Genomic DNA, 11,866 nt, shown 5'->3' with positions numbered 1-11,866 from the left:
TTTCCAAAATTAGCTTAAAATGCTTCTGCAATTCCGAAGTAAAAATTAATTTTTTCGCCTTTTGCGACATCAAAACGAAGGTTAAGATTTTCAGATTTTACAATTCTCAAACGCAATCCTGCACCATATCCTACTTTTATATCCTTAAAACGTAAATCAGAAATTTGATGATATACTTCGCCAGCTCCAGCAAAAATAACCATGCCGATAGGTGCAAAAACAGGGAAACGATATTCAGCTTGTGCAGCCAACATATTATTTTCTAAAAAACGTCCTTTATAGTATCCACGCATTAGTTCGCTTCCACCAAGCGCAGCGAGTTCTCCCAAAGGCGCACGACCATCACTAAAATAACCATACGCTTGCAAAGCCAAAACATCATCACGCTTAGATAATTTAAAATACTGACGCAAATCTACTTTAGTCAAATCAAAAGGAACTCCACCTACTTTTTTTCCATAAAAAGCATGTCTAAATTCATACAAAGAGCCACTAAAGGCATTCAAAACGTTATCTCTATCATCATACGTAGCTGCCAATTCTAGCCCTGCTGAAATAGCACCATCAAAACCTAGTGGTTTATCCCTTTCTAATAACCCATCTTTTTCATATTCCATATTCCAGATATTATTGTAGCGAATGCCTCCTCCTAGAAAAAATTTTCCTACAATTCGTCTTAAAAGTAAAGGTTCGAAAAGGATATTTTGATACTCAAAAAGTTCTTCATCTTTGCTAGAAGTGTTGTTTCCAATTCCATAATATTGTTGTGGAAATTTAGAATAACCAATATTTCCTTTGAGCATCCAGTTTTCGTGATTGAAAAAAATAGTGTAGCCAGAGGAGATAACTACTTGCTTTCGAAGTGTATAAAGTGCCGAAATAGGCATGTTTGAAGTACGAGTGTCTTGAGTAGCATGTTTGAATTTGAAAAGCCATTTTGCGCCTATTCCAAATCCCCAACTTGTTTCAGGCTTATAAGAAACCACTGGAGAAATAACAAATTTGCTACGAAAACGAGTAGAATCTTGCTGTCTATCAGCTTCATTTCTAAACTCTACATAATCAATTATTTTTTCAAAGAAAGTTTCTTGTTGGTCTTGATTTGAATCTAGTTTAGTAGAATCATTTTGATTTTCTGATTGATTTTGAGCGTGTAGTAAATTTTGAGTAAATAAAGTAGTCCAAAATAGAAATACAAAAACTATATAAGTAGTAGTATTCATTAATAAAAATAGAATAATTGAAAGTGAAGGAAATAGAAGATAAAAAAATAGACTTATTAATAACTCTTTTTTGGTTTATTAAGAAGTCTTTTTATAGAACTGTATTTATGAGGTTTTTGTTAAGTATTGAAAGATAAAAGAGATTTGAAAATCGTAAACTATCTACAATTTTTATGAAAATCTTCCATTTTCTGTTCTAAAATTTGATATAATTTTCTAAGATGCTTTACTTCTGAATCTTTCACATTATGGTTTTCTTTAAAAGATTGAATGTACTCTTCATTTTGAATATTATCATCATCTAACCTAAGATACATATCAGAAAAGAACAAACCAGTCGAAGTAATCAAGACTCCACAATCTTCTAAAGATGCTTGTACTATATCGTATTCTTGCAGAATTTGACACAATAACTCATAATCTCTTTTAGGATTTTTATCAAATTTGGATGCTGATTTATGGTTTAATAAACTTCTATAAGCTGCAATTCTTATTACTGGACTAGGATAATTTAAAACTTTTTTTGCTTCTAATTGTGTCATATTTTTTGAAAGCCAATCTATATTTTCATAAATAATTCCATACATATCGTAAGAGCCTGTTCGAGTTTAGATACATAAAAAAGAACATCAGATTTTTTTATTAGTTAAGTTATTGATTTTCAGTTACTAATTAAAATATCAATGACTATGTTTACTAATGAATATTTATCTGATGCTCTTTGGCAATATATGAAAAAATTTATACCTTTTTCGTACTTGGAAAGAAAACGCAAACACAGTTTGTATAATATCTTTTCAGGACTATTTTACATCACTCGTTCTGGCAGTAGTTGGCGTTTACTTCCCAGTAGTTATGGTATTCCTTGGAGTAGTTTGTATGACTACTTTAGCAAATGGCAGAAGATGGGTTGGTACAAAAAACTTTTGGACAAGTTGGTCACAAGAGAACGGTTGGCTCAAGGTAGAAATGCTAAACCCTCTTTGGGTTCTATAGACTCTCAAAGTGTACAAAGTGTATATGGAGGGGAAGCTATAGGTGTAGATGGTTACAAGCTCAAAAAAGGACGTAAACGGCATATACTGGTAGATACGCAAGGAAATTTACTAGAATTAGAGATTAGTCCAGCCAATGAAGCTGACGTGAATCAACTTGCTTATCTAGCTTATTTAGCTCAATTTAGAGGAAGAAAATTCTTTAAAATTCTTGCTGATGCAGGCTATAGAAGTGCTAGTTTGGCTGCTGAAATATTTAGTCAAACAGGAGTACAAATTGAGATTGTCAATAGTCCAAGAAGAGAAAAAAAAGAGGATAAAGCATTTGTACCTCAACCCAAAAGGTGGGTAGTAGAAAGAACTTTTGCTTGGCTTAATCAAAACAGAAGACTAAAAGTAGATTATGAGAAAACTGTAGATTCTGCTAAAGCATTTGTGTATTTAGCTATGATTTTAAACCTCATAAATAAAGGGGCTAGAAGAAAGAAAAAATAAAAACTCGAACAGGCTCTAAGGATATTTTTCTCCATAAAAGAAAGAACGTTTGTCAGTATCTGTTATCTTTTTTTGCACTTCTTCACTAATTCCATCGAAACTAAAAAGCCAAGTTTGGCGAAAAGAAGACAAACAAAATATTGAGATTGCAAAAAATAGAATAATCAATCCCTGCACAAATAAAACAGGAAGATTTGGAAAAATATAGAATCTGTTGCGTTTCATTGTAATAGATTGAAATTAAAGTGTTTTCTATCTTTATCAACCTGTTTTTTAATGGAAAGTAACATTATTATTTTCCCCTTAAAACTACAAAAGTTCCATCTCTTAAAGAAATGGAACTTTTGATTTTATTTGTAGCGTATGCTTTAGCTTACAAAAGTGTAACCTGACCTTTAGGTTAGGAAAAAACAAACAGCTAGTTTTTTTGCCGAAAGCTAAAGCATTCGGTACAGATATTCACACGCTAAAGCGTATGCTACTTTTAGCTTAGTTGATGCACTCGCATAGCCAATTTAACAGTTGTTTCTTCGGTTTCTAATTCTACTGAATTATCAACTGAATCCAAAACTTCCATTTCTAATGCCTGTGTTTCATCACAAATATATTTTTTGAAGTTGGATAAAGCACCGTTCAATAGGTCGCTTCCTTTTTCCACTTGCAATAAAATTTTGTCTTGAACATCCAAACCTTCGTCTTTTCGTAGATTTTGAATGCGATTTACCAAATCTCTCGCAACTCCTTCTTGACGCAATTCGTCAGTAAGGTTTACATCTAAAGCTACCGTAATTCCATTTTCACTCATTACTACCCAACCTGCAATGTCTTCTGTTCCGATTTCTACATCGTCTGGAGTAAGTGGAATTACTTCGCCATCAAGATTCAAAGTAAACACGCCTGTTTGCTCTAAAGTAGCAATGTCTGCTTGTGTCATTTTCTTAACTAAACCAGCAATTTTTGGCATTGCTTTTCCATACTGTCCACCTAATTTTTTGAAATTCGGCTTGATTGTTTTGGTAAGTTTATCAGAATCTGGAGCTAAAAACTCTAATTCTTTTACGTTTACTTCTGACAAAATCAGTTCTTGTACAGCTTTAATATGTTTTTGTGTAATTTCATCTACAACAGCAACCATCACTTTTTGTAACGGCTGACGAACTCTCATTTGATTTTTCTTTCTCAAGGCATGAACCATTGAGGAAATTTGTTGAGCCAATTCCATTTGAGTTTCTAAATCTTTGTTGATTAATTTAGAATCAGAAACAGGGAAATCTGCCAAATGAACCGAAGTTGTAGTATCGCTTTCATCTGCTTTTTTCAAGTTACGATATACAAAATCCGAATAAAAAGGCGCAATCGGAGAAGCAAGAAGCGCAATCGTTTCCAAACACGTATGAAGGGTTTGATAAGCTGCAATTTTATCTTCTACCAATTCGGCTTTCCAAAAACGTTTTCTATTCAGACGAACATACCAGTTTGAAAGGTCGCTAGTAACAAATTTTGACATGGCACGAGCTGCTTTTGTTGGCTCATATTCTGCAAAAGCTGCATCTACTTCGGCTATCAAAGAATGAAGCTTTGAGATAACCCAACGGTCACTTTCTGGACGTTTTGAGATTGGAATAAGATTCTTTTCATCAAAATCAAAATCATCTAAATTAGCATACAACGAAAAGAACGAATAGGTATTTTGAAGTGTATTAAAGAATTTACGCTGAACTTCCGTAATTCCATCTTTGCTAAACTTCAAACTATCCCAAGGATTCGAATTTTCAATCAAATACCAACGAGTTGGGTCTGCACCAAAATCAGCTAATGTTTCGAATGGATCAACTACATTTCCTTTAGATTTAGACATTTTATTGCCTTTTTCATCTAAGACAAGTCCGTTCGAAATTACATTTTTATACGCTACCGAATCAAAAAGCATTGTCGAAATAGCGTGTAAAGTAAAGAACCAACCACGAGTTTGATCGACACCTTCTGCAATAAAATCAGCAGGATATGATTTGTTAAATATTTCTTCTTGCTCAAATGGATAATGCCATTGTGCATAAGGCATTGCACCCGAATCAAACCAAACATCAATCAAATCAGCTTCTCTAGTCAGTTTTGTTTTGCCTTTTACAAGTGTAATATCATCTACATAAGGACGGTGCAAATCAGCTTGATTTGCCATAAATTTCTCTAAAAATCCACGATTTTTCTTTACTTCTTCTGTACTTAATACTTTTGAATTGTTTGCCTCTTGTATTTCTGCCATAAGATCTTTGATAGAGCCAATACAAGTTTCTTCTGTTCCATCTTCACTTCTCCAAATTGGAAGAGGTGTTCCCCAATAACGAGAGCGAGATAAATTCCAATCGACTAAGTTTTCAAGCCAGTTTCCAAAACGTCCTTCGCCTGTACTTGCAGGTTTCCAGTTTATCGTTTTGTTTAGCTCTACCATTCTTTCTTTATAATCTGTCGTCTTGATAAACCAAGAATCTAATGGATAATATAAAATAGGTTTATCTGTACGCCAACAATGTGGATAATTATGTTCGTATTTTTCAGTTTTGAAAGCACGATTTGCATTTTTGAGCTTGACAGCGATACGCAAATCAACCGATTCATAGCCCTCAGCACTTGTTACCTCATCAGGTTCGTATTCTGCTTTTACAGCCTCTCCAGCAAAATCAGTAACTTCTTTTACAAAACGTCCTCTTTTGTCCACAAGTGGCATCGGATTTCCATTTTCATCAGCTACCAAAATAGCAGGAATATTAGCCAGTTTGGCAACACGAGCATCATCAGCACCAAAAGTAGGTGAGATATGAACGATTCCTGTTCCGTCTTCTGTACTTACAAAATCTCCTAAAATTACTCTAAAAGCAGTTCCGTTTGTTTCATCTGGTTTTACATACGGCATAAGTTGCTCGTACTCCAAACCTTCCAAACGCTCTCCTTTACATTGTTCTATAACGGTATAAGGGTGTTTCCCTGCATGCTTTTCTTCATCAAAAATGGCGTGATCGACGTATTTTTTATCATCAAAAACACTTTTCAATAATGCTTTTGCTACATAAACATTGATTGGCTGTTTTGTATACTGATTGTGCGTTTCTACTTTTACGTATTCTATATTTTTTCCAACAGCCAAAGCAGAGTTTGAAGGAAGTGTCCAAGGCGTTGTTGTCCAAGCCAAAAGAAAATCATTTGAAGTTCCTTTTACTTTAAATTGCGCTATCATAGACAAATCTTTCACTTCACGATAACACCCTGGTTGATTGATTTCGTGTGAAGAAAGTCCTGTGCCAGCAGCAGGAGAATAGGGCTGAATGCTATATCCTTTATATAAAAGTCCTTTTTCGTGGAATTGCTTTAATAAATACCAAAGCGTTTCCATATAATTTTTATCGAAAGTAATATACGGATTACCCAAATCTACCCAGTAACCCATTTTTGTCGTAATATCGTCCCAAAGTTCTTTGTAACGCATTACGGCTTCTCTACATTTTTGATTATAATCTTCAATCGAAATACTTTTACCTATATCTTCTTTTGTAATTCCTAATTCTTTTTCTACTTGTAATTCAATAGGCAAACCGTGCGTATCCCACCCTCCTTTACGCTTTACTTGAAAGCCTTTCAAAGTTTGGTAACGACAAAAAATATCCTTAATAGTACGAGCCATAACGTGATGAATCCCTGGTTTTCCGTTGGCAGAAGGAGGACCTTCATAGAACGTAAAAGTAGGTTTGCCCTCTCTATTTTGGACAGAAGCCTCAAAAATCTTGTTCTCTTTCCAAAAATGGAGAACATCTTTAGCTACGCCTGCGTAACTTATATTTTTTGGTTCGGTATATTTCATTTTATATATATTATTCTAAGACCTTTTCAAGTCTTTTGATGGCTATTCAATTTCAATCAATCCACAAAGGTAAGAAATTGTAAATTAAAAAGATAACGTGGTAGGAAGGGAATTTTATTATCTTGTAATTATAACTAAAATAACAAGTAATATGAAAAAGATTGCGATACTATATTTTATTGTATTTACACTGATTTGTTGTACCTCTAAAAGAAATAATGTAGAAGTTATAAAAGAAGTTCAAATTGATTCTTTGCTGTTGTTGGTATCCCCACCACTGACAATATTCCCCATATCCAATACTTTAATAATATCATTTCTTTACTCTTGTAAAATGACTAAAATAAATAGAATTTTACTCTAAAATAGTTGGCAATCAATAAAAAAGGTGGCTCTTCCGACTTTTTAGTGAAACATTGTGTGTTCAGTTCCTCAGAACTAAAAAAAACGCTTCCTCAGAAGCGTGATATTGCTTAAATCATGCTTCTGAGGAAGCGTTTCGTTCGTTTTTGAGAACGGTGTAACCCTCAGCGAAGCTAAAACGAACGCACACCCTTTATAATAAACCTTACCACAACTTGTATTAAGGTAGTTCAGACTTCTAGTCTGAACATCAAAAACAGTATTTTATCAAACAATTTCTAGCTACATTACCTTTTTGATATGAAGTCAGTTCAAAAATTTCTCACTTATAAAAACAGAAACTATGAAAGCCATTTGGAACGGTCAAGTCATTGCAGAAAGCGATAATACAGTACAAATAGAAGGAAATCATTATTTTCCTGCTGATTCTGTAAAAAAAGAATTTTTAAAAGAAAGCGACCATAAAAGTATGTGTCCTTGGAAAGGTACAGCTTCTTATTATTCGTTAGATGTAAATGGAGAAGAAAACAAAAATGCCGTTTGGTATTATCCAACTCCAAAAGATGCAGCTAAAGAAATTGGTGGCAGAATGGCATTTTGGAAAGGTGTGGAAGTAGTGAAATAAATGCTAGTTCAATTATTAGAATAATAAAAAATGGCATTCAGTTGCCATTTTTTATTCGATTTCTATCATCAAAACTACAACAGGTTTCCAGTCATTCTTAGGTTTATTTTCTTTATCATAATTTCCCCATTGACTATTGGCAATGTAGTAAAACTTATTTCCTATCAAAAAACCATTAGTAGGTTCACCAAAATAGATATTTTGCTGTTCCAAAATCTTTCCTGTTTTTGCTTTCTGATTTTGCATATCTAACTCAAAACTTGAAACTCTCATAGGAGAAGTTCCATTTTGAACCGTAATGAGTGTATTTTTATAGAGATAAAGTCCGTCTGTTGTCTTAAATGAAAAACCTTTTGGAGCTTCTAGTGCATTTATTTTTCCAGTCTGAATATTAATCTGATAAATTGTTGAAGAATAATCAGCCACAAAAGCCCATTTTCCATCCTCTGAAAAAGTAATTCCTTGCAATGAACGCCATTTCGGATTTGTCCATTTTTCTTCTAGTTTTTGAGTTTGTTCATTCCAAACATAAATAATTGGATTTTGGCTATCAGTACAATATATTGTCCCATCTTTTGCTTGCTTAATTTCTCCCAAAACGTGGTCTAAAGAATCTGAAAGTTCATATTCAACTATTTTTTTATTTGTCTTTGTATCAATGCAAAAAATGGCTGCTTTACCTTTATTTTCTTCTTTATAAAGTGATGAGTTTTCTAATTCGCTCATTACTCCCCAAAGTTTTTGAGTAGCTTCTTCATAAAAAAGATTCATAACAGGCATTTTCATTTCCATATACGAAGTATCTTTTCCATCCCAGAAACCAATAGCAGGTTTATTGATACAAGCAAAAGCAATTTTATTTTCTCCTAGAGATGTAAGTCCTTCAATATGTCTTGCAGGAAGTAAAAAGGCTTGTGTGCTAATTTGCACTTTCTCATTTTGAGTATTCCAAAGTTTTTGAAGTCTCTTGAGTTGTGATTTTTTGAGGGAACTGATTAGTTCTTCATTCTCTAAAACAGAAGGTTCTGCATAAATGAGAGCTAATTTTTGTAGTGTTTTTTCTGTTTGTTTTGAATCTTTATTTAATGAATAAGATAAAGACAAATAACGCAAAACAGTTGGATGATTGGGACGAATCGTATCCAAAATTTTGGCATAATAGAGCATCGAATCATATTTTTTTTGGTCATACGAAGATTGTAAACCTTCAAAATAATCATTCAATGTTTTTTGACTAAATACAGAAGTTGATACAAACAGTAAAGAAAGAAAAAAGCTAAAGACAAAAAATTTCTTGGAAGTAAAGTTGAATTTCATAAAGAGAGATTTCAAAAATAGTATCGTAAATTAAAGAGTAGAAAAATAGAAAATTTAATCTATTTTTTTATAAAACAACTCTATTTTATACGATAACTTAACTTTTTAAAATTTACTTTCAATTCTATCTACATATTCTTTACTGTTTGTACAGAATACTATTATTTTACAGCGACAGTATTTTCTTCATATTTAGAAGGACATTTAAGCAAAATATCACTTACTACAAACTGTTCATTTTGCTCATGTATTTCATATTTTCCAATCACGACAACTTTTTCAGAGCGTTTGAAATCTGTCATGGAAGGAGGTGGCGTACTTGTAATGACACGTTGTTTGTTGCCTTTCTCATCGACGAGTTGAAAAGCCATAAAGTTAGCATCTGCCATAGGGTTATATTCAATCCCTATTACTTCACCACTTGCATCTCTAGGAAGCTCACCTACAACATGAATTTTATTGTCATCCCCATCTTTAGCAATTGTAAGAGCTTTATCAAAATCTACATATTGACTAGCATTTTCGCTAGAACTGACAAAAATTCCGATGCCAACAGCTATAATAACGAGTACAATTATATGTGAAATTTTCATAGTTTTATGAATTTTGGTTGAGTTTGTTTACTTTATTTTAACGAAAAATAATCTTAAAGCGTTGTTTTATACCTTTTCTTTTGAAGCTCTTTCAGAATATACTAAATCCTCTAATTTTTTGAGTTTGGATTCTGTAACCACTAAAAAGACTACAATTCCTGCAAAAATAGTAGCTAAAACAGCAACAACAACATAAATTTTGCCGTCTGCTCTGAATGTATCAGCCATCGAAACTTCTGTGTTTTCGTAATCTCGCTGTGTCACAGGAATTTTTCCGTTTTTATTAACTTCAGTAGTTTGTTCTGTATTGGTATCCTCCTGAGCAATAGCCATCAAAGGCGAAAAAGCAAAAGAGAAAAGAAGCAAAAGTAGATATATATTTTTCATTGATTTTTTATTTATGTGGTAATTTTTTGTTGTTGGTGTCGCTGCGCTAAAACACCAACAACGGCTATGGTATTTTAAATTCACAGACTAGAAAGTCTATTATAAAGTTAATCAAAAAGTGTTTTGTATTCAATTCTTCTCATTCTGACACGAAGTTGTGCCACCCAAACTCCCAAAAGCGTCCAACCAATAATGGCAATATAAAAGACTTTTTTGAGGTCGTTATCATAATCATAAGCACTAAAAGCAGGGTTTCCTTCTGCCCCAGGGTGTAGAGAGTTTACCATTCTAGGCAAAATATAGATAAGAGGGATATAGGTAGCAAAAGCAAAAATATTGAAAACAGCACTTATTCTGCCTCGTTTTTCATCATCTGGCAATGCACTACGCAAAAGCAAGTAACCGAAATAAATCAAAAGAGCAATAGCAGAAGCATTTTGTTTTGGATCTCCACTCCAAAAATTTCCCCATGTAAATTTTGCCCACCACATTCCTGTCAGGATTCCCAAAATACCAAAAGCAATTCCAGAATTTGCGAGTTCTACTGCCCAGTCGTCGTGTCTTGGATTGGAAGTTTTGAGGTACATTATCGAATAAATAACGGAAGCAAGTAACATCAGAACCATTCCAAACCACATTGGAACATGGAAAAATAGATTTCTAATGGTTTCGTTAAGAATATTTAGTCTAGGAACTTCAACTAAAAGTCCTCCAATAATTGTATAGAAAAGGATAATTACACAAGCAATTTTCCACCAGTGTTTTTTGAGTAAATTCATTTTATTCTGTGGCATCCCTTTAGGGTGTGAAGTATTCTGTAACACACTCTTATTGAGAGTGCGAAAATAATATTCTGCAAAATTACAACTCAAAACACCAAAGAACAAAAATAGGATAGAAAAGAAAGGCTAAAAGTTTATAAAATTATGAATGCATAACTTACCTTAAAAGATAAAATACATTTTCGAAAACTAAAGAGTACACTCTATTGCATAAAAAAGCCGTTGCAGATCATTCCGATACTGCAACGGTAGAATTTTAGTTTTGTCAGAAAGCCCCCTCCCTGAAAATAACTAAATGAAAATCTTTTCTTATAAAACTTGTTTAATAAAGTTCCATAAAACTCCTTAACTTGATATTCTAAAAATACTACTATTTTTCAACAAAAACAACTCATTATTAAAAAAACTTGATTTTTTTGCAATAATTTTTTATATATTATCTATAAAGCTGACTATCAGCTATTTTACTAATAAGATAAATTTGTATAATAAACAGTTATTTGCACTATTTTGTTATAAAATTAAGGTATTTACAATAAAAAAGTTTTTTATGTTACCCTTTCATGAATTCTATATGAACATCAATGCTTATTTTTGGATGCAAATTTGCAAAAGTTTTCTAAAAGTAATTATAGGAAGTAAAACAAAAAATAAAGCCTTGCGTTACACTTTAAAATCCCTTAAGTATGGTAAAATGGTTTTTAGTATTTGCTCTTTGAAAAATTGAAAACAACTATTTTATTTAGTAAAATAGAAAAACTGAAATTAGCTTGAAAAATTCCCTCAACTAACTTGTTTAGAGTGAATAACTTATTACCTTTGCAGCCTTATTGAAAAAAATCAGCCTCAGGAAAAATCTAATAATAATTAAGATTAAAAAAATTGTAAGCTGATTAAAAATTTTAAATTATTACAAAAAAAATACAAATATAAGCCTATGTATTGGACACTAGAACTTGCATCTTATTTAGAAGATGCTCCTTGGCCAGCCACTAAAGACGAATTAATCGATTATGGGACACGTACAGGTGCGCCTATGGAAGTAGTGGAAAACCTGCAAGACTTAGAAGATGATGGCGAGCCTTACGAGAATATCGAAGAAATTTGGCCTGATTATCCAACTAAAGACGACTTCTTTTTTAATGAGGACGAATATTAGTAAATAATTACGAATTAAAAATTACGAATTACGATTGTAATACCCTGACTATCAATCAAATAAAAGCAATAATA

At 32.6% G+C, this 11,866-nt stretch carries 11 protein-coding genes; 3 read left to right on the top strand and 8 right to left on the bottom strand.

Annotation, left to right across the window (positions count from 1 at the left end):
* Positions 1 to 14: 14 nt before the first annotated feature.
* Both V9L05_RS10815 and V9L05_RS10810 read right to left on the bottom strand, forming a co-directional pair.
* The gene (locus V9L05_RS10815; protein WP_338811902.1) at positions 15 to 1,223 is read right to left on the bottom strand and encodes a BamA/TamA family outer membrane protein; all 1,209 of its coding nucleotides are present in this window, start codon (positions 1,221 to 1,223) and stop codon (positions 15 to 17) included.
* 158 nt (positions 1,224 to 1,381) lie between these two features.
* Positions 1,382 to 1,810 carry a hypothetical protein gene (locus V9L05_RS10810; protein ID WP_338811901.1) on the bottom strand — a complete coding sequence of 143 codons (429 nt, stop codon included), beginning with the start codon at positions 1,808 to 1,810 and terminating at the stop codon, positions 1,382 to 1,384.
* A gap of 102 nt (positions 1,811 to 1,912) precedes the next feature.
* On the opposite strand from V9L05_RS10810, the gene V9L05_RS10805 reads away from it, so the two are divergent.
* A complete protein-coding gene (locus V9L05_RS10805; RefSeq protein ID WP_338811837.1) occupies positions 1,913 to 2,713 on the top strand; it encodes an IS5 family transposase in 801 nt (266 codons plus the stop codon).
* A gap of 15 nt (positions 2,714 to 2,728) precedes the next feature.
* On the opposite strand, the gene V9L05_RS10800 is transcribed toward V9L05_RS10805, so the two are convergent.
* Together V9L05_RS10800 and ileS are read right to left on the bottom strand one after the other, a co-directional pair.
* Positions 2,729 to 2,938, bottom strand: a complete 210-nt coding sequence (locus V9L05_RS10800) for a hypothetical protein (protein ID WP_338811900.1) — start codon at positions 2,936 to 2,938, stop codon at positions 2,729 to 2,731.
* Between the two features lie 259 nt (positions 2,939 to 3,197).
* Positions 3,198 to 6,566: an isoleucine--tRNA ligase gene (gene ileS / locus V9L05_RS10795; protein ID WP_338811899.1), complete on the bottom strand. Its 3,369-nt coding sequence runs from the start codon at positions 6,564 to 6,566 to the stop codon at positions 3,198 to 3,200.
* A gap of 706 nt (positions 6,567 to 7,272) precedes the next feature.
* On the opposite strand from ileS, the gene V9L05_RS10790 reads away from it, so the two are divergent.
* Positions 7,273 to 7,554, top strand: coding sequence for a DUF427 domain-containing protein (locus V9L05_RS10790; protein WP_338793235.1), 282 nt, complete (start codon positions 7,273 to 7,275; stop codon positions 7,552 to 7,554).
* Between the two features lie 51 nt (positions 7,555 to 7,605).
* On the opposite strand, the gene V9L05_RS10785 is transcribed toward V9L05_RS10790, so the two are convergent.
* The 4 genes from V9L05_RS10785 to ccsA all read right to left on the bottom strand — a co-directional run bounded on the left by V9L05_RS10785 (position 7,606) and on the right by ccsA (position 10,645).
* Positions 7,606 to 8,871, bottom strand: a complete 1,266-nt coding sequence (locus V9L05_RS10785; RefSeq protein ID WP_338811898.1) for a hypothetical protein — start codon at positions 8,869 to 8,871, stop codon at positions 7,606 to 7,608.
* 161 nt (positions 8,872 to 9,032) lie between these two features.
* Positions 9,033 to 9,464 (bottom strand): cytochrome c maturation protein CcmE, encoded by a 432-nt coding sequence (locus V9L05_RS10780; protein ID WP_338811897.1) that lies wholly within the window; start codon positions 9,462 to 9,464, stop codon positions 9,033 to 9,035.
* 66 nt (positions 9,465 to 9,530) lie between these two features.
* The gene (locus V9L05_RS10775) at positions 9,531 to 9,851 is read right to left on the bottom strand and encodes a CcmD family protein (RefSeq protein ID WP_338811896.1); all 321 of its coding nucleotides are present in this window, start codon (positions 9,849 to 9,851) and stop codon (positions 9,531 to 9,533) included.
* A gap of 107 nt (positions 9,852 to 9,958) precedes the next feature.
* Entirely contained in the window at positions 9,959 to 10,645 is a 687-nt protein-coding gene (gene ccsA / locus V9L05_RS10770; protein ID WP_338811895.1) for a cytochrome c biogenesis protein CcsA, read from the bottom strand.
* 925 nt (positions 10,646 to 11,570) lie between these two features.
* On the opposite strand from ccsA, the gene V9L05_RS10765 reads away from it, so the two are divergent.
* A complete protein-coding gene (locus tag V9L05_RS10765; protein ID WP_014797151.1) occupies positions 11,571 to 11,792 on the top strand; it encodes a DUF2795 domain-containing protein in 222 nt (73 codons plus the stop codon).
* Positions 11,793 to 11,866: the final 74 nt, after the last annotated feature.

Source organism: Bernardetia sp. Wsw4-3y2 (genome assembly GCF_037126295.1).
Taxonomy (GTDB): Bacteria; Bacteroidota; Bacteroidia; order Cytophagales; family Bernardetiaceae; genus Bernardetia.
The sequence above is the reverse complement of the archived record's forward strand: the minus strand, read 5'-3'. Positions and strand labels throughout refer to the sequence as shown.